Genomic DNA, 17,328 nt, shown 5'->3' with positions numbered 1-17,328 from the left:
TGAAAAAATAGGTGGGAGTGGCGCATTGCTGGCAACCTGATTTTCCACCTGCTATTGTGCACAGCAGAGATGTCTTAATTGAGTTCAGGAGTTACAGGTATGTTTACGGGTATTGTGCAGGGCACCGCGAAACTGGTGTCGATTGATGAAAAACCGAATTTTCGCACACATGTAGTGGAGTTACCTGAATACATGTTGGATGGGCTGGAGACAGGCGCATCGGTGGCACACAACGGCTGTTGTCTGACAGTGACCGAAATTAACGGTAACCAGATAAGCTTCGATCTGATGAAAGAGACGCTGCGAATCACCAATCTGGGGGACCTGAAAGTCGGGGACCTGGTCAACGTTGAACGTGCGGCAAAATTCAGCGATGAGATCGGCGGACATCTGATGTCGGGCCATATTATGACTACCGCTGAAGTATCTAAAATTCTGACCTCTGAAAATAATCGTCAGGTGTGGTTTAAAGTTCAGGATCCGTCGCTGATGAAATACATCCTGTACAAAGGATTTATCGGTATTGACGGTATTAGCCTGACGGTAGGTGAGGTAACACCGACACGTTTTTGCGTGCATTTGATTCCGGAAACTCTGGAACGTACAACGCTGGGCAAGAAAAAACTGGGTGCACGAGTCAATATCGAAATTGACCCGCAAACACAGGCCGTTGTTGATACGGTTGAACGTGTACTGGCCGCGCGTGAAAGCGCGATGAGTAACGTGACTGGCGAAGCGGGCGTTTAAGTCGAAATAAAAAGCCCCCGCGAGTTCGGGGGCGATGCTGTCTAACGGGGAACGCGGAGCCCGTGTTCAACGCCACGAGAGAACACAACCTGCCACAGCTGAATGTCGCGCGCGCGAAATGCGCCAGCACACGCATTCAGGTAATAACTGAACATCCTTTTAAAACGCTCACTATAGTTGTCGGCAATTTCTGGCCAGGCGGTCATGAAACGCTCATGCCAGGCCATCAGAGTGGTATCGTAATCCGCACCAAAGTTATGCCAGTCTTCCATCACGAAATGTGGCTCGCTGGCGTTAGCAATCTGGCGAACTGACGGTAAACAGCCGTTCGGGAAGATGTATTTATTGATCCACGGATCAACATTATTGTCGGTTTTTTTAGAGCCGATGGTATGCAGCAAAAAAAGACCATCTTGCTTTAAATTACGGTCAACAACGTCAAAATAGGTGTTGTAGTTTTTCGGTCCCACATGCTCAAACATACCGACGGAAACGATACGGTCAAACCGGTCATTCAGGTCACGGTAGTCCTGCAGCAAAATCGTGACATCCAGCCCTTCACAGCGCGTCTGCGCCATTTTTTGCTGTTCTGCTGAAATCGTCACGCCAGTCACGCTTACCCCGTATTGTGACGCCATGAACTGGGACAAGCCTCCCCAGCCGCAGCCAATATCGAGTACGCGCATACCTGGTTTCAATTGCAATTTCTCGGCAATCATTTTTAGCTTCGCCTGCTGGGCAGATTCCAGGGTATCGGCATCTTTCCAGTAGGCGCAGGAATATTGCATGTAGGGATCAAGCATGCGGGTAAAGAGATCGTTGCCAAGATCGTAGTGTTCTTTGCCAACGATCCAGGCACGTTTTTTGGTTTGTAAATTAAACAGACGGGCCGTTGCGATACGTAGCGTATCTCTGAAGTGGCGGGGCAGTTGGCTTTCAAGACCTGCACGCAGGACTTTGCTAAAAAACATATCCAGCCGATCGCATTCCCACCAGCCGTCCATATAACTTTCACCTAACCCCAACGATCCTTCCTGCAACACGCGTTTGAAAAAGTCGGGGTTTTTAACGCGAATATCTGCCGGTGCCGGGCCATTAATGGTAATGCCTGCACGGCTCAATAACTCATTGGTGATTCGGTACCAGTCATCATCCGGTACGCTGACGTCTTCTATACATGATGAACTCATAGCTTCTCCATCACTGGTCGGTGATCAGAACCTTAAAACAGCGTAGACGCTTTTTTGGGCTTTGTGAGAAATCTCACGGAATTAATCCGCGAATCTATAATCCGACGTAGAACAGAGGAAGGGAGGAACCCTTGCCGAAAAGGCCATCCATGGAAAAACGGGAACCTGCTTGTTCCCGTTACTCTATAAATCTTATCGTTTTATTAACAACCGAAAATCAGTATAGGCCTGAATTTTTGGCTATTCAACCGATAATTGTTAGCGGGCTAACTAAATGCCCGCAACAATGATTAATGTGACTCACCGTGGGCAATTTGCGCGCTCTCATCCGGCAAGGATGTGTTGTCAGTCTGTGACTGCATTTTGTAGCCTAGCGCGGCCAGCAGCACTGTCGTCAGCATAACGCTGGTGGTGGTGAGCAGCGGCGTGCTGATTAGCCACGAAACGACCAGGCTTGCCAGAAAGCATAGTCCCAGTTGCAGCGTGTTCTGCAGCGCAGCGGCACGCCCTGTTGCCTGAGGGAATGGACGCAGCGCCTGGGCGACAACGATAGGGTAGATTGCCCCGTTTGCAATGGCCATCACGCAGAATGGGATCAGGATTTCAGCCAACGCAACGTGGTGAATAAAGCCAGTAGCCCAGGTGGCGATAACGCTAATGGCATACAGGATAAGTAACCACGGCAGAAGCTGGCGACCCTGCCATTTTTGCAGTGCCGCACGGCAGCCGTAACCACCGATCAAAAATGCAATAGTTTGCGGGACATAGCTCAGACCAATCACAGCCGGGCTATAGCCCATTTCACTAAGGATAAACGGTGAACCCGTCAGCCATGCGAAGAAGCTCGCGGAACATGCTGCGTAAATCAGTACATTTCCACGGTATGTTTTGGAGCGCAGCAACGTCGCGAACGTCAGTTTATCCTGGCTATCATCGCGCGCTTTTGCCGTTGGTTTTAAGCGCAGGGCCGGCAACATCAGGATCAGGGTAATCGCAAAAAGGGTGGCAAAAATGGCCTGCCAGGAAAAGTGTACCAGGATCCAACTGCCTAATAACGGTGCAAGTGCAGGAGACAATCCGACCAGCGGCATAATGGTGGCAAAGATGCGGTTTACTTTTTGTGAAGGATAATAATCGGTAACCAGCGCCTGCCAGATAACCGAAGCCGCACAGACACCAACGGCCTGAATAAAGCGCAGCACCAGTAAGCCGGTGGCGTTTTCTACCCACAACATACCCAGGCTGCCCAGCGCGAAGATGGATAAGCCCAGCATCAAAATCGGTTTACGACCATAGTGGTCGGAGAGTGGCCCCCACAAAAGTTGTGCAACGGCAAAACCCGCTAAGAACAAACTAAGGCTGGCACTCACGGCAGAAGCGGGTGTCTGTAAATCGGACTGAATAGCAGCAAAGGCGGGCAAATACATATCCGTTGCCAGAAAACCTAGCACGCTAAGACCTGCCAGCCAGACTAAAAACCCTTTTCCTGGTTGCATTATCGTTTCTCTTTTTAGCAATAGAACATTGCCGCTGAGTGTAGTGAGTGTAATTCTCGCTGTGAAACGCTAATATTTGCTTACTGATTTCAAATTTTTTGCAGGCAGAGCATGTGGTCGGAATATTCACTTGAGGTGGTTGATGCAGTGGCGCGTAACGGTAGCTTTAGTTCCGCTGCTCAGGAGTTGCACCGCGTACCTTCGGCGGTAAGCTACACGGTGCGCCAACTGGAAGAGTGGCTGGCTGTGCCTCTTTTTGAACGCCGTCATCGGGACGTGGAATTAACGCCTGCTGGCGCGTGGTTTTTAAAAGAAGGTCGGTCTGTTATCAAAAAAATGCAGATCACCCGTCAGCAATGTCAACAAATCGCCAATGGCTGGCGAGGACAGCTGGCGATTGCGGTAGATAATATTGTGCGTCCAGAACGGACCCGACAGATGATTGTGGATTTCTACCGCCATTTCGATGATGTGGAACTTCTGGTCTTTCAGGAGGTGTTTAATGGCGTTTGGGACGCGCTGTCGGATGGTCGCGTGGAGTTAGCTATCGGAGCAACGCAGGCCATTCCGGTAGGGGGACGCTATACGTTCCGGGATATGGGAATGCTGAGCTGGAGTTGCGTGGTAGCCAGTCATCATCCGTTGGCGGCAATGCCGGGACCGCTCAGTGACGATACGTTGCGCAACTGGCCATCGCTGGTACGCGAAGACACGTCCCGCACACTGCCGAAACGTATTACATGGTTACTGGACAACCAAAAACGCGTTGTGGTTCCTGACTGGGAATCCTCGGCCACCTGCTTGTCAGCCGGACTCTGTGTCGGGATGGTACCGACGCATTTTGCAAAACCGTGGATCGATAGCGGAAAATGGGTGGCGTTACAGCTGGAAAATCCGTTCCCGGATGCCGCTTGTTGCCTGACCTGGCAGCAGAACGATACGTCGCCTGCACTGAGCTGGTTACTGGACTACCTGGGGGATAGTGAGACGCTGAATAAAGAGTGGCTGCGGGAACCGGATGAGGCTCCCGCACAACTGACTTAACGACGATAATCGCGGAATGGACCGTCGGCAACGGAACGACGTTCTACCAGGCGTGGGTGCACCTCGATAGACTGCGATTCTTCACGTTTATTCACGATTCGGTCTAACAGCATGTTGAAGGCCGTTTCACCCAGTGAATCTTTTGGCTGATGGATGGTTGTCAGCGCAGGGGTGAAGTAACGGGCGTTGCGCACGTTGTCGTAACCGATAACTGAGATATCCTGCGGCACGCGCAGTCCCATCTCGTCTGCGGCACACAGCGCCCCCATCGCCATAATATCGCCACCACAGAATACGGCGGTTGGGCGATGCGACTGGGAGAGGATTTGCTGCATAGCGCGGTAGCCGGATTCAGGTTCGAAATCACCCTGGACAATCCAGTTTTCGGGAACTTTAATCAGAGCCTCTTCCATCGCTTTCATGAAGCCAGCCAGGCGGCCTGCGCCGGTATTACGCTCCATGGGACCCGGGATCACGCCGATCTCACGATGACCGCGTTCAATCAGATACCGGCCTGCCATGTAACCACCTTCAAAAGCGTTATCAATGACGGTATCGGTAAAGTCGGCTTTTGCCTCGCCCCAGTCCATGACCACCATTGGAATATGGCGATACTCTTCGAGCATGGAAAGCAGTGATTCCGGATACTCTGAACACATTACCAACAGGCCATCTACGCGCTTTTGCGCCATCATAGACAGGTAGGCCTGCTGTTTTTCAAGGCTGTTCCAGGCGTTGCCCAGAATCAGCGTGTAGCCTTTCTGGAAACAATTCTTCTCAACAGCCTCGATAATTTCGGCGAAATAGGCAGCTTCACTGCTGGTTGCCAACAAACCGATCGATTTGGTGTGATTCACCTTCAGGCTACGTGCAACTGCGCTAGGGGAGTAGTGCAGTTCTTTAATCGCTGCCCAGACAGCGTTGCGCGTTTCTTCTGCGACAAAGCGCGTTTTGTTAATTACGTGTGATACGGTTGTAGTGGAAACGTTTGCTCGCTTCGCTACATCTTTAATAGTTGCCATTACATCTCACTCCAGACCATATCCTAAGCTCCTGAGAATACTCCAGGTAAACGTTTGCCTTTACACACCCTCAACGCAACATCAGGGTTGCGGCACGCCGGGAAAACGACACGGAACGTCAGGAAGGGGTCAATGGCCGGTACGCTAATCAAGTAAGCGTGGAATTTTGTCTGATCTTAACGAAAAGGGGAAGAGTTAAAAGCAGTTATCAATATAAATCGTGAGAGATTTTTGCTTTCAAGTGTGTAAAAATGCGCAATATCACTTTTTGTGTGGGAATAAAAAGGAGAAAACTTGATGAGCACCGATCTGAAATTTTCGTTAGTGACGACCATAATTGTTCTGGGCCTGATTGTTGCGGGTGGCCTGACCGCAGCACTGCACTGATTTCCCCCGAGGGAGTTCACTCTCCCTCATCCTTTCTGCTTGTCTTTCCCTTCCTATTTTTTGCAAATAAGCAAAAGTCTTTTGCAGTTTTGTTAACTTTATTAATTTTGCGATCAATGTCATGCTTTTGACTCTTATGATGTGTCGTGCCAAGGCTCGACGTTACGGAGTCGATAGATGAAAATAAATTATCCTTTACTGGCGCTGGCGATAGGTGCGTTTGGCATTGGAACGACCGAATTCTCTCCCATGGGATTGCTACCCGTCATTGCCAAAGGCGTGGATGTTTCCATTCCGGCCGCAGGGATGTTAATCAGCGCGTATGCGGTAGGCGTGATGGTTGGCGCACCGCTGATGACCTTACTGCTGTCCCATCGTGCGCGTCGCAATGCGCTTATCTTCCTGATGGCCATTTTTACATTGGGTAATGTGCTTTCGGCGATATCTCCGGATTACACGACGCTGATGCTGTCGCGCATTTTGACCAGTCTTAACCACGGGGCATTTTTTGGCCTCGGCTCGGTTGTGGCGGCAAGCGTTGTCCCCAAACATAAACAGGCCAGCGCCGTTGCGACTATGTTTATGGGGTTAACGATCGCGAATATTGGCGGTGTTCCCGCGGCAACCTGGCTTGGGGAAACCATCGGCTGGCGTATGTCCTTTATGGCGACGGCGGGACTGGGCGTCATCGCGATGGTCAGTCTGTTCTTCTCGTTACCGAAAGGCGGGGCAGGTGAGCGCCCTGATGTGCGCAAAGAACTGGCTGTATTAATGCGTCCACAAGTGGTGTCAGCTTTACTGACGACCGTTCTGGGGGCCGGAGCGATGTTTACGCTTTATACCTACATCTCACCGGTGCTGCACAGTATTACTCATGCTACGCCGGCGTTTGTCACCGGTATGCTGGTGCTGATTGGCGTTGGGTTCTCTATCGGTAACTATCTGGGCGGTAAACTGGCTGACCGTTCGGTTAACGGTACGCTGAAAGGCTTTTTATTGCTGCTGATGGTTATTATGCTGGCGATACCTTTCCTTGCACGTAATGAGCTGGGTGCGGCCGTGAGTATGGTGGTGTGGGGCGCAGCAACGTTTGCGGTGGTTCCGCCGCTGCAGATGCGTGTGATGCGCGTTGCCAGTGAGGCACCTGGATTGTCATCGTCAGTGAATATTGGCGCGTTTAATCTGGGGAATGCCCTGGGAGCGGCCGCCGGTGGGGCGGTAATTTCCGGAGGGTTGGGCTACAGTTTCGTCCCGGTAATGGGGGCGATTGTGGCGGGACTTGCGTTACTGCTGGTCTTTGTCTCGGCAAGAAAGCAAGCGGAAGAAGTCTGCAACGCAACGAATTAAAAACAAAAACGCAGAAGGGAACCCCTTCTGCGTTGTCATTTTATGCTGCGAAGTTTTTCGCAACAAATTCCCAGTTCACCAGTGCCCAGAAGTGTTCCAGGTAGCCAGGACGGGCATTACGATAATCGATGTAGTAAGCATGTTCCCACACGTCAACGGTCATCAGAGGCGTCGCGTCAGTCGTCAGCGGTGTACCTGCGTTGGAGGTGGATACGATAGCCAGTTTGCCATCCGTTCCTTTTACCAGCCAGGTCCAGCCAGAACCGAAATTCTTGATAGCGGCATCGGTGAATTGTGCTTTGAAGTCTGCAAAGCTGCCAAAGGAGGCGGCAATCGCTTCGGCCAGTTTACCGGTCGGCTCGCCGCCTGCGTTTGGTGCCAGGCAGTTCCAGTAGAACGTGTGGTTCCATACCTGTGCTGCGTTATTGAATACACCACCTTCAGAGCTACGTACGATCTCTTCCAGTGATTTACCTTCAAACGCGGTGCCTTTAATCAGGTTATTCAGATTGGTCACGTAGGTTTGATGGTGTTTGCCATAGTGGTATTCCAGCGTTTCGGCAGAAATGTGCGGTGCCAGAGCATCTTTGGCATACGGTAATGCAGGTAATTCGAACGACATTGCTTCTCTCCTTATTATTTATATTGAGTACACACAATAGCCTCATTGTGAGTAAGGATAGGGTAGCAAATTGAAAGGTTATGCAAAAGAAGAACTTACCCTACAGCATATTCTGTAGGGTAAGTTTTTAGCGAATTGTTTTCGGCGTCATCACACGGCGAGCGCCCACGTAGTGGCGTTGCCAGTAATCTTCGCTCAGAGAGGTTATTTGAATTTCCTGACCGCTGCGTGGAGACTGGATAAATTTACCATTGCCAACATAGACGCCAACGTGGTCGGCGGTACCGCGACCTTGCGTGCGGAAGAAGACCAGATCACCGTTTTTCAGTTCACCACGTTCAATCGGCGCAGCGTCGCGCAGGTGATACATTTCATTGGCGGTACGCGGGATGCGGAACTTCACCAGATCTTTGTATGCGTAATAAACCAGCCCGCTGCAATCAAAACCGGTTCTGGGTGATGTGCCACCCCAACGGTAAGGTTTACCGATTTGGTTCATCAGGGTAGACATAGCGGTTTTGGTTGCTTTCTGTACTTTTACTTTATGTACATCCGCAACGGCTGTTGGTGCAGTCGTCTTCACTTTTACACAACGTGGCTTATGACCTTTGCGCGGGGTACATTTTTCAGTCCAGGTGACGGCAGGGGTTTGTATTGCCGCTGTTTTACTGCGACGGTTTGCTGTTTTCGTCGATTTTGCCGGAGTTGCTGTGCGTTTTTTGGAAGAGGAGGCCGTTTTCGTACTGGTTTTACTGGAGTTTTTTGTCGCCGTTTTCTTGTTGGTTTTTGTTGCTTTTTGGCTGGTTGTTGCGCTTTTCTTTTTATCTACCGTCTTGACGGTGTGGGAAGCGGTAGGCGTCGTCCTGGCCTGCTTGGAAGCATGAGCCATAGGCGTAAAAGGCAGTGTGGTAAAAAGTAAAGCACAGAGCGTGATCGAGATTCGGTTTATCCGCGCCACTGAGCAGTCCTCTGGTAAGGCAGGTCTATCGTGCCTGCGTGTGATTTTCAAAACTTGACGATTCTAATCTATAGAAAGAGGGAAAGTTAATAGCTTTTTTCGTTTAAAACTACGTTTCGTAACCGACCGCAAAAAAAAACAGCAATTCAAGGCGTAATTGGTGAACAGATAATCAAATCCCCAGGCTTTACGCGGATAAATGAGATTGTGAATGCAACTTTTAACGACAGGCGATAAAATAATATCGCGTAATGAAAATGTTATTTTCCGTTACCTGCCTGACCCGCTACAATGTCAGACTACTGCCGTAAAAGAAGTTTAAGGAAGCAAGATAATGAGCACCACTATCGAAAAAATCCAGCGCCAGATCGCTGAAAACCCGATTCTCCTGTACATGAAAGGTTCCCCAAAACTGCCAAGCTGCGGTTTCTCTGCTCAGGCTGTGCAGGCGTTGTCCGCCTGTGGTGAACGTTTTGCTTATGTTGATATTCTGCAGAACCCGGATATTCGCGCCGAGCTGCCGAAATATGCCAACTGGCCGACTTTCCCACAGCTGTGGGTTGATGGTGAACTGGTAGGCGGCTGTGACATTTTAATTGAAATGTACCAGCGTGGTGAGTTGCAGCAGTTGATTAAAGAAACTGCGGCGAAATACAAAACCGAAGAGCCGGACGCTGAGTAACCAGCAAAAATAAAAAAGCGACCTCCGCAGGTCGCTTTTTTTATGCCGCCGTTACGCCTCTTCGGGCACTGGCAGAGGCCAGCCGCCGAGACGTTTCCAGCGGTTAACAATTTCGCAGAACAGAACGGCTGTCCGTTCGGTGTCATACAGCGCCGAGTGCGCCTGAGTCCCATCAAACTCCATTCCTGCAGCAAGGCAGGCTTTTGACAGTACTGTTTGCCCCAACGACAGGCCGCTTAATGCTGCCGTATCAAAGGTGACGAAGGGGTGAAACGGATTACGTTTCAGAGAGGCGCGTTCTGCCGCAGCCATCATAAAACTGTGATCAAATGTCGCATTGTGCGCCACCATGATCGCCCGATTACAGCCGCTATCTTTGATACCCTTGCGCACCATTTTAAAGATGGCATGTAGCGCGTCGTACTCGCTGACGGCACCACGCAGCGGGTTGCTGGGGTCGATGCCGTTAAATGCCAGCGCTTCGGGTTGTAAATTCGCCCCTTCAAACGGTTCAACGTGGAAATGTAACGTCATGTCCGGCATCAGCCAGCCCTGTTCATCCATTTTCAGTGTGATGGCGGCAATTTCAAGCAGCGCATCGGTTTTGGCGTTAAATCCTGCTGTTTCGACGTCAATGACGACAGGATAAAAACCACGAAAACGGTCACACAGACCGGAAAGTTGAGCGTTATCGGACATCTGGGTCTCTTAATACGGGAAAATTGCAGCGCGTATTATGGCAAAATGATGAGTATAAAACTACGGGCACAGACGATCTGCGCCCGAGGAGAGTTTAGTCGCCCAGACCGCGGCCGGCGTCTTTTTCTTCGATCAGCTCAATTTTATAGCCATCTGGATCTTCAACAAACGCGATGACCGTCGTACCGCCTTTTACCGGACCGGCTTCACGCGTCACGTTACCGCCGTTTTGACGAATACGTTCACAGGCCTCTGCCGCGTTATCTACGCTCAGGGCAATGTGGCCATATGCGGTACCCAGTTCATACTTGTCAACGCCCCAGTTATAGGTCAGTTCGATCACGGCTTCGCTGGTTTCAGGGCCGTATCCGACGAATGCCAGAGAGTACTTATATTCAGGGTTTTCGCTGGTACGCAGCAGCTTCATGCCCAACACGTTGGTATAAAACTCGATGGAACGCTGCAGGTCACCCACGCGCAGCATGGTATGAAGTAAACGCATCTTTCTTCCCCTTCAAAAATGGCTAATACATTCAAAATGTTGTTTTAGTATAGCGGCGTTATAACGCCGCTATCAATGAACGATTAGAAATCGATTGGCAATTCTCAGGACCTTACAGGGTAGGGTAATCGGTATAGCCTTCAGCACCGCCGCCGTAAAAACTTTCCGCACGCTGTGGATTGAGCTCGGCTTTACGCTGCAGACGTGCAACCAGATCCGGGTTAGCAATGTAAGCACGACCAAAGGCAACTGCATCGATTAGACCTTTCTCGATCAGTGATTCAGCTTTCTCCGGCGTATAGGCACCCGCACCAATAATCGGACCGTGGAAACGTGCGCGAACTTTCTCGCGAAACGCGTCTGAATACGGTTCGCCACCAGCCCAGTCTGGCTCGGACATATGCAGATAAGCAATGCCGCGCTTGCCCAATTGTTCGATCAGGTACAAAGCATCAGCCTCTTCATTCGGACCGTTGTCGACGTTCTGGAACGAGCCGATAGGGGAAACACGGATACCAATGCGATCAGCACCCCATTCTTTAATACCGGCATCGACAACTTCCAGTACCAGACGGGCGCGGTTTTCAACGCTACCGCCGTATTGATCGGTACGCTGGTTTGAAGTTGGCGACAAGAACTGGTGCAGTAAGTAACCGTGAGCAGAGTGCAGCTCGACCAGGTCAAAACCGGCTTCACGCGCATTGGCAATCGCCTGGCGGAAATCATTCACGATACCCGGGATTTCTTCGGTTTCCAGCGCACGTGGCATTGAGGTATCGGCACGTGTGGCCAGTCCATTTTCATCGCGTAGTGAAGTTCGGGTTCCGGCACTGATGGCGGACGGGGCAACCGGAGCCTGACCGTTTGGCTGCAGGCTGGAGTGGGAGATACGCCCGGTATGCCACAGCTGAACGGCAATATGGCCCTGCTCAGCGTGTACAGCCGCCGTAATCTTTTTCCACGCAGCAATTTGTGCATCACTGTGCAAACCTGGCGCTCCGGCATAACCTTTCGCCTGCGCAGAAATCTGTGTAGCTTCGCTAATGATAAGACCCGCACTGGCGCGTTGACGGTAGTACTCGGCCATCAGCGGAGTAGGGATGTCGCCAGGTTCGATGCTGCGCAAACGCGTAAGTGGGGCCATAAACACACGGTTTGCCGCAGTGATCGCACCCACCTTAAGCGGGGAAAAGAGTTTTTCAGATGACATGTTACACTCCTTAATAGACCGGTCGTCTAGTGATAAATTAAATAAAAACGCCTGTTAAACGACAGGCGCTGCAATGATGGTTTTGACGTGAGCCAGCGCGTTTTCCAGCGGCGTGGCACTACGCGACATTTTGGCCTGCAGGTTGGCACCCAGCCACAGCGCATACAACACCTGCGCCTGCTGCAAAGGTTCGCCAACAAACGACAGACAATGATTCGCCTGACCTTTTTCCAGCGCCTGCGCCAGCAGCGTAATAATGTGCCGGGCGCCTTTGTCCATTGCTGTACGCATATCTTCGGAAAGATCGCACACTTCGGCAGACAATTTCACAGTTAAACAGCCACTGATGATGCCGTGCTGGCTAAACTGGTTCAGAGTTTCCTGATAGTAGGCCAGAATGCGGTCGCGGTAGTTTCCTGCGCCCGTCTCAAAATGCGTAGCCAGTCGCTGATGATAGCTCGCGTAATGGCGCTCCAGCATCGCCACACCGAACGCTTCTTTTGAGCGAAAATAGTGATAAAACGAACCCTTGGGAACCTCCGCGGTTTTCAGTAGCTCGCTCAAACCCATACCGGTGAAACCGCGCTGCATACACAGTCGCTCGCCGGTCGCCAAAAGATGTTCGCGTGTATCGTGTTCAGTTACTTTGTTCATGTCGAGGAGTGTAATAGACCAGTCGGTCTAATGCAATAGCGCTTGCCAGATTTTCAGTTACCGTCTTCAATAGGTATATCAATCTTACAAAAGGAGGGGATGTGGCCGAACAGCTGGAGTTTTTCCCCGTCCAGAGCCCATGCCGCGGTATATGTCAGTCTGACGATCGCGGTTTTTGTCGTGGATGTTTTCGCAGTCGGGATGAGCGTTTTAACTGGCAGAAAATGAGCGATGCCCAAAAGCAGGAGGTGCTGCGACTCTGTCGCCAGCGTCTGATGCGTAAATTACGCGCAAACAAATCCAACCCGCCGGAAGAACCGCAACAACCTTCACTCTTTTAAAAGCGTTATTGCGTATACTCGATGCACATTCACTTATAAGGAAGCTGCTATGGTTCAGCGTATTACTATTGCGCCGCAAGGCCCGGAATTTTCGCGCTTTGTGATGGGGTACTGGCGTCTGATGGACTGGAATATGTCCGCGCGTCAGCTAGTCAGCTTTATTGAGGAACATCTCGATCTGGGTGTCACGACTGTCGATCACGCGGATATTTATGGCGGATACCAGTGTGAGGCGGCGTTTGGCGAGGCAATGAAACTGGCACCGCACCTGCGTGAAAAAATGCAGATTGTTACCAAATGCGGTATTGCCACGACAGCGAAAGAGGAAAACGCGCTGGGTCATTACATCACTGACAGCGCCCATATTATTGCCAGTGCCGAACAGTCGCTGAAGCTGCTGGCAACCGATCGCCTTGATCTGCTGTTGATCCACCGCCCCGATCCGTTAATGGATGCAGATGATGTGGCGGAAGCTTTCAAGACATTACATCATAGCGGTAAGGTGCGCCATTTTGGTGTCTCTAACTTCACGCCAGCACAGTTTTCACTGCTGCAATCACGATTACCCTTTACTCTGGCAACCAATCAGGTCGAAATTTCTCCGGTGCATCAACCTCTCCTGTTGGATGGGACGTTAGATCAGCTGCAACAACTGCGTGTCCGCCCAATGGCCTGGTCTTGCCTGGGCGGTGGGCGTCTGTTCAATGATGACGCCTTCCAGCCGCTGCGCAATGAACTGGCCGTGATAGCAGAAGAACTGAATGCGCAGTCCATAGAGCAGGTGGTGTATGCGTGGATCCTGCGTCTACCGTCGCAGCCGCTGCCGATTATTGGCTCGGGTAAAATCGAACGTGTGCGTGCTGCAATTGAATCAGAGTCATTGAACATGTCTCGCCAGCAGTGGTTCCGTATTCGTAAAGCAGCGCTCGGTTACGACGTGCCTTAATCACGTATTCAGCGTTCCGTCGTTCAAATTTGTGTCACTGGATTACACTTATCAGTCAGACACCTGGATGACGGAGGTTGTATGAAGCGTTTGAGTTTAGCCATCATCACGTTACTGGCCTGTGCTGGTGCACAGGCTGCCAGTGAGAAAGTGGTGATGAATCTGGTGACGTCGCAGGGCGTTGGCCAGGAAATTGGTACTGTCACCATTGCCGAATCCGCAAAAGGGCTGGAGTTTACGCCTGATCTTAAAGCGCTGCCGCCGGGTGAACATGGTTTTCATGTGCATGCTAACGGCAGTTGCCAGCCCGCTATTAAAGAGGGGAAAGCCTCGGCAGCAGAATCGGCTGGCGGTCATTATGACCCGCATAAAACTGGCAAGCATGAAGGTCCGGAAGGTGCAGGCCACATGGGCGACCTGCCTTTACTGGTGGTAAATAACGAAGGGAATGCCACGACGACAGTGACAGCCCCCCGGTTGAAATCACTTGATGAAATAAAAGGTAAGGCGCTGATGATCCACGTTGGTGGCGATAATATGTCCGATCAGCCGAAACCACTTGGCGGCGGAGGGGCACGTTATGCCTGTGGTGTTATCAAGTAATCAGCGACTCAGCGTGCCCGGTGGCGGCGCTTGCTCAAGTTGTGAAAGTGAGCAGTGTAGTCGCCAGATAAGGGCCGATAACTCCTGCGCTGCGGGCTGATGATGATGGGCCAGTGCATCACAGATGCGCTGGAGTTCATTAAGCGTGGCATTCAGCGGACGTTGCTGCACGCCACGTTCACTCATTACATCGCGTAACAGTGAGATACACACATCCCTGACGCGCGCCAGCGGATCTGATCGCGCCTCCCAGACGCGAAGTTGCCATACGACGTGTGAGCAGTTCAGTAACACCACTCCCCAGCGTAGTAACCAACGTCGCGCCAGTGCATCCTGGCTGTTGCTGAGCTGGCTGACATGATGATAGGTCAGCGACTCAAACTCGTTTTCACTGAGTGAAGGATGGCGGCTAAGTTGGTCGACAAAGTTACGCCGTAACGCGCGAATATGGCGGCGGCTTTTTCTCGCATCAGAACCTGGCCGTAGAATAGCAAAAGCCAGCCACGACAGCGCGACGCCGGTGATCTTCGCCGTATTGTCATTCAAAAAACCTGCAAAATCATAGACAGGAGGATTGGTCACCGCGATAAACGATCCCATAAAGACGATCAGCTGTCCCCAAAGGCCCGCCAGTTTCGGCATCTGTAATTTTAACAATTGCATGGTGGCAAGCAGCGGAAAGAGAAACAGAATGAACTGCCAGAGATCGGTAATTTGTACCATCAGACCGAATTTCACCACAAAACTGAACAGCGACAGCAGGACCAGCGTGCGCATCAGCAAAGAGAGTGATTTGAAGGGGGCCGCTACGGCGGAATATAACACGCAACTGATGGCGGCAAGCGTCAGAGCCCCGGAGCCTGACTCCCATTGTGCACCAATGCTCCACGCGCCGATGGACATCAGCGTAATGAAGGTACGCAATCCGCTCCAGAGAGCCTCCGCATTATCGGTATGACGGGCAAGACCCGGCGTACGCTCAATATTGATACGATCGGCCGTGACGCCCTTTTCCAGTAAGCCCAGATAATGACTGCTTTTCAGATAGATGCGGCAAAAATAGCGCAGACGCTGCCAGAAGGCGACGTGCCGATAGTCATGCTGATCGATGGGGCACAGCGGGGCGATAATCCGCGCGACGGCGTAGCTGTCGGTATCAGGTTTGACTAACGCGGTCAGCAACTGCTCGATGACATCCCGGGTATTAGCCGGAGGATTAGGCCAGTTCAGTAGCATTCGCCGCAGACTGGAAATAACGCTGGTCAACCGCAACTGTTGGTGTAACAACGCATTGAGTAAGGTATTTTGACGGCGAAAACGGTAGTGGCTCCAGAACGCCTGAATACGTAGCAGATTCATTGTCAGGATTTGACCGATCACCCCTTCATGGGCGGTGCGGATAGCATCTGTGGTTTCTGGTTGCCAGAGCAAGCTGGCATGCTCCAGCAAACGTGCATGCATATTTTTCAATGCGGTCAGCAGCGTGGTGCCATCGGATGTGCTGGGCAGGATCATCATCATCAAGCCGCCACAGAGGATCCCGACGATGACTTCGCACACGCGTGCCTGGGCGATATCCCACAGCTGCGTTACCTCTGTAATATGCACCATTGGAAACGCAATAATCGCTGCAGTATAGCCTGCCAGTTGAAAAGCGTAGGCCACGTTGTTGGTGAAATGCGCACACGCCCAGGTACAAAAACCGATCCAGACTGACATGCTCAACAGAAACAGCCAGGGTTCATTGAGGGTATGACCGGCTATAATCAATGCGGCCGTTGCACCAAGTAAACTGCCCGCGATACGCCCCAGGCTTTTGCTGATCACGCCACCAACGGTTGGAAAACTGACCACCGCTGCTGATGTCATCGCCCAGTAGGGTTCGTCCAGGTTCAGGTAATAGGCGAAGGTTAACGCCAGACACATCGCGATAGTATTACGCAGCGCGTAACGCCACTGTCCACCCGTGGCTTTAAACCACGGCAGACTGGCCGGTGTCAGGCGGGGTAGTTTCATTTTTGCTGACCGATGGACACGCTACAGGTTGTCCCAGAAACCAGCGTAACATCGTGCGGAAGGGTATTAAATTCGATCCGAACGGGAACCCGCTGCGCCAGACGAACCCACGGAACGTTTGGTTTGATGTCAGGCACCAGACCGGAATTGCTTTCCACACTCTGATCATAAATGGCGCGACCAATACTGGAAACGTGACCCTGTAACTTAATATTGCCGCTGTAGAGCGTGATAAGTGCTGGTGCCCCGTCTTGAATATGGCGTAGCTTGGTTTCTTCGAAATAGCCCATGACATAAAAAGAGTGACTGTCGACCAGGGCAAACAGAGGTTTACCCGTTGAGGCGTAGTCTCCGGTACGGGTTGATAGATTGGTGACCCAGCCTGTGACCGGGGCTTTGACTACCGTTTGCGCCAGTTGCCACTGAGCTTGGCGCAAACTGGCCTGGGCTGCGGCAACGGTCGCCTGCATGGCTTTTACATTGAGCAGTGCGCTGTCCAAATCTTCGGCTGAGATGAAATTTTGCGACAAATTGCGGCGACGTTTGGCTTCATTATTGGCTTTGGTCAGATCGGACTGCGCTTTGGCCAACTGAGCCTGTGCATTCAGCTCAGCAATCTGGAAAGGAGTCTTGTCGATAACAAAAAGAACATCGCCTTTGTTAACCAGTTGATTATCTTTAATGTTGAGTTCACTAATGCTGCCAGAGATCTGCGGAGTGATGCTGACCTGTTCAGCGCGGACTTTTCCGTCACGCGTCCATGGCGATTGCATATAGTAATTCCACATCCACCACCCGGCGAGGACGGCAATAACAGCGACTATAATAGTGGAGAAGTATTTAATGGTTTTAAGCGACATAA

The 17,328-nt window shown here is 51.4% G+C and carries 18 protein-coding genes and 1 pseudogene; 8 read left to right on the top strand and 11 right to left on the bottom strand.

Annotation, left to right across the window (positions count from 1 at the left end; translation table 11 throughout):
* Positions 1–99: 99 nt before the first annotated feature.
* Entirely contained in the window at positions 100–747 is a 648-nt protein-coding gene (locus tag NNO02_RS06220) for a riboflavin synthase subunit alpha (protein WP_115643435.1), read from the top strand.
* A gap of 41 nt (positions 748–788) precedes the next feature.
* On the opposite strand, the gene cfa is transcribed toward NNO02_RS06220, so the two are convergent.
* Both cfa and punC read right to left on the bottom strand, forming a co-directional pair.
* Positions 789–1,937: a cyclopropane fatty acyl phospholipid synthase gene (cfa, locus tag NNO02_RS06215; RefSeq protein ID WP_271454406.1), complete on the bottom strand. Its 1,149-nt coding sequence runs from the start codon at positions 1,935–1,937 to the stop codon at positions 789–791.
* Positions 1,938–2,227: 290 nt separating this feature from the next.
* Positions 2,228–3,433, bottom strand: coding sequence for a purine nucleoside transporter PunC (gene punC / locus NNO02_RS06210; protein WP_271454405.1), 1,206 nt, complete (start codon positions 3,431–3,433; stop codon positions 2,228–2,230).
* Between the two features lie 111 nt (positions 3,434–3,544).
* On the opposite strand from punC, the gene punR reads away from it, so the two are divergent.
* Positions 3,545–4,477 (top strand): DNA-binding transcriptional activator PunR, encoded by a 933-nt coding sequence (gene punR / locus NNO02_RS06205; protein WP_271450042.1) that lies wholly within the window; start codon positions 3,545–3,547, stop codon positions 4,475–4,477.
* Here punR and purR read toward each other — a convergent pair.
* Positions 4,474–5,499, bottom strand: coding sequence for an HTH-type transcriptional repressor PurR (gene purR, locus NNO02_RS06200; RefSeq protein ID WP_137381283.1), 1,026 nt, complete (start codon positions 5,497–5,499; stop codon positions 4,474–4,476). The two genes, punR and purR, sit on opposite strands and share 4 nt — an antisense overlap.
* A 297-nt stretch (positions 5,500–5,796) precedes the next feature.
* Here purR and cydH point away from each other — a divergent pair, with 297 nt between their 5' ends.
* On the top strand, positions 5,797–5,886 hold the full coding sequence (gene cydH, locus NNO02_RS06195) for a cytochrome bd-I accessory subunit CydH (RefSeq protein ID WP_003029209.1): 90 nt from the start codon (positions 5,797–5,799) through the stop codon (positions 5,884–5,886).
* 177 nt (positions 5,887–6,063) lie between these two features.
* Complete coding sequence (locus NNO02_RS06190; protein ID WP_271440576.1) at positions 6,064–7,233, top strand: MFS transporter; 1,170 nt, start codon at positions 6,064–6,066, stop codon at positions 7,231–7,233.
* 40 nt (positions 7,234–7,273) lie between these two features.
* Here the strand turns inward: NNO02_RS06190 and sodB are convergent, their stop codons facing one another.
* Together sodB and NNO02_RS06180 are read right to left on the bottom strand one after the other, a co-directional pair.
* Positions 7,274–7,855: a superoxide dismutase [Fe] gene (gene sodB, locus NNO02_RS06185; RefSeq protein WP_048211764.1), complete on the bottom strand. Its 582-nt coding sequence runs from the start codon at positions 7,853–7,855 to the stop codon at positions 7,274–7,276.
* A gap of 127 nt (positions 7,856–7,982) precedes the next feature.
* Entirely contained in the window at positions 7,983–8,813 is an 831-nt protein-coding gene (locus NNO02_RS06180; protein ID WP_271454404.1) for a C40 family peptidase, read from the bottom strand.
* A 334-nt stretch (positions 8,814–9,147) separates the two neighbouring features.
* Here NNO02_RS06180 and grxD point away from each other — a divergent pair, with 334 nt between their 5' ends.
* Complete coding sequence (grxD, locus tag NNO02_RS06175) at positions 9,148–9,495, top strand: monothiol glutaredoxin 4 (RefSeq protein ID WP_003832760.1); 348 nt, start codon at positions 9,148–9,150, stop codon at positions 9,493–9,495.
* Positions 9,496–9,546: 51 nt separating this feature from the next.
* On the opposite strand, the gene rnt is transcribed toward grxD, so the two are convergent.
* The 4 genes from rnt to NNO02_RS06155 form a co-directional block, all read right to left on the bottom strand.
* Positions 9,547–10,194, bottom strand: coding sequence for a ribonuclease T (gene rnt / locus NNO02_RS06170; RefSeq protein ID WP_137381280.1), 648 nt, complete (start codon positions 10,192–10,194; stop codon positions 9,547–9,549).
* Positions 10,195–10,288: 94 nt separating this feature from the next.
* Positions 10,289–10,696: a lactoylglutathione lyase gene (gloA, locus tag NNO02_RS06165; protein ID WP_003029198.1), complete on the bottom strand. Its 408-nt coding sequence runs from the start codon at positions 10,694–10,696 to the stop codon at positions 10,289–10,291.
* 112 nt (positions 10,697–10,808) lie between these two features.
* On the bottom strand, positions 10,809–11,906 hold the full coding sequence (locus NNO02_RS06160; protein ID WP_005127184.1) for an alkene reductase: 1,098 nt from the start codon (positions 11,904–11,906) through the stop codon (positions 10,809–10,811).
* Positions 11,907–11,960: 54 nt separating this feature from the next.
* Positions 11,961–12,560 carry a TetR/AcrR family transcriptional regulator gene (locus NNO02_RS06155; protein ID WP_271440574.1) on the bottom strand — a complete coding sequence of 200 codons (600 nt, stop codon included), beginning with the start codon at positions 12,558–12,560 and terminating at the stop codon, positions 11,961–11,963.
* A 101-nt stretch (positions 12,561–12,661) separates the two neighbouring features.
* Between NNO02_RS06155 and NNO02_RS06150 the strand changes: the two genes are divergently transcribed.
* From NNO02_RS06150 to sodC, 3 genes are all read left to right on the top strand, one after another.
* Positions 12,662–12,901: a DUF1289 domain-containing protein gene (locus NNO02_RS06150; RefSeq protein WP_137381278.1), complete on the top strand. Its 240-nt coding sequence runs from the start codon at positions 12,662–12,664 to the stop codon at positions 12,899–12,901.
* A gap of 49 nt (positions 12,902–12,950) precedes the next feature.
* On the top strand, positions 12,951–13,847 hold the full coding sequence (locus NNO02_RS06145; protein ID WP_271440573.1) for an aldo/keto reductase: 897 nt from the start codon (positions 12,951–12,953) through the stop codon (positions 13,845–13,847).
* An 81-nt stretch (positions 13,848–13,928) separates the two neighbouring features.
* The gene (sodC, locus tag NNO02_RS06140; protein WP_271450044.1) at positions 13,929–14,450 is read left to right on the top strand and encodes a superoxide dismutase [Cu-Zn] SodC; all 522 of its coding nucleotides are present in this window, start codon (positions 13,929–13,931) and stop codon (positions 14,448–14,450) included.
* On the opposite strand, the pseudogene NNO02_RS06135 reads toward sodC, so the two are convergent.
* Together NNO02_RS06135 and NNO02_RS06130 are read right to left on the bottom strand one after the other, a co-directional pair.
* Positions 14,426–16,466: pseudogene (locus tag NNO02_RS06135) on the bottom strand (FUSC family protein). The gene sodC and the pseudogene NNO02_RS06135 overlap by 25 nt on opposite strands.
* The gene (locus tag NNO02_RS06130; RefSeq protein ID WP_271454403.1) at positions 16,463–17,326 is read right to left on the bottom strand and encodes an efflux RND transporter periplasmic adaptor subunit; all 864 of its coding nucleotides are present in this window, start codon (positions 17,324–17,326) and stop codon (positions 16,463–16,465) included. The pseudogene NNO02_RS06135 and the gene NNO02_RS06130 overlap by 4 nt, the downstream one beginning before the upstream one ends.
* Between the last annotated feature and the right edge of the window lie 2 nt (positions 17,327–17,328).

Origin of the sequence: Citrobacter sp. Awk 2 (assembly GCF_028069815.1) — a bacterium.
GTDB lineage: Bacteria > Pseudomonadota > Gammaproteobacteria > Enterobacterales > Enterobacteriaceae > Citrobacter.
Note: the sequence above shows the minus strand (reverse complement) of the source record. Positions and strands in the feature narration are given on the sequence as shown.

Bases quoted from the DNA above. Each gene is read 5' to 3' on its own strand.
- sodB (WP_048211764.1), bottom strand. From the start codon at position 7,855: ATGTCGTTCGAATTACCTGCATTACCGTATGCCAAAGATGCTCTGGCA.
- NNO02_RS06190 (WP_271440576.1), top strand. From the start codon at position 6,064: ATGAAAATAAATTATCCTTTACTGGCGCTGGCGATAGGTGCGTTTGGC.
- NNO02_RS06160 (WP_005127184.1), bottom strand. From the start codon at position 11,906: ATGTCATCTGAAAAACTCTTTTCCCCGCTTAAGGTGGGTGCGATCACT.
- NNO02_RS06130 (WP_271454403.1), bottom strand. From the start codon at position 17,326: ATGTCGCTTAAAACCATTAAATACTTCTCCACTATTATAGTCGCTGTT.
- cydH (WP_003029209.1), top strand. From the start codon at position 5,797: ATGAGCACCGATCTGAAATTTTCGTTAGTGACGACCATAATTGTTCTG.
- cfa (WP_271454406.1), bottom strand. From the start codon at position 1,937: ATGAGTTCATCATGTATAGAAGACGTCAGCGTACCGGATGATGACTGG.
- NNO02_RS06145 (WP_271440573.1), top strand. From the start codon at position 12,951: ATGGTTCAGCGTATTACTATTGCGCCGCAAGGCCCGGAATTTTCGCGC.
- rnt (WP_137381280.1), bottom strand. From the start codon at position 10,194: ATGTCCGATAACGCTCAACTTTCCGGTCTGTGTGACCGTTTTCGTGGT.
- NNO02_RS06220 (WP_115643435.1), top strand. From the start codon at position 100: ATGTTTACGGGTATTGTGCAGGGCACCGCGAAACTGGTGTCGATTGAT.
- NNO02_RS06155 (WP_271440574.1), bottom strand. From the start codon at position 12,560: ATGAACAAAGTAACTGAACACGATACACGCGAACATCTTTTGGCGACC.
- purR (WP_137381283.1), bottom strand. From the start codon at position 5,499: ATGGCAACTATTAAAGATGTAGCGAAGCGAGCAAACGTTTCCACTACA.
- sodC (WP_271450044.1), top strand. From the start codon at position 13,929: ATGAAGCGTTTGAGTTTAGCCATCATCACGTTACTGGCCTGTGCTGGT.
- punR (WP_271450042.1), top strand. From the start codon at position 3,545: ATGTGGTCGGAATATTCACTTGAGGTGGTTGATGCAGTGGCGCGTAAC.
- gloA (WP_003029198.1), bottom strand. From the start codon at position 10,696: ATGCGTTTACTTCATACCATGCTGCGCGTGGGTGACCTGCAGCGTTCC.
- punC (WP_271454405.1), bottom strand. From the start codon at position 3,433: ATGCAACCAGGAAAAGGGTTTTTAGTCTGGCTGGCAGGTCTTAGCGTG.
- grxD (WP_003832760.1), top strand. From the start codon at position 9,148: ATGAGCACCACTATCGAAAAAATCCAGCGCCAGATCGCTGAAAACCCG.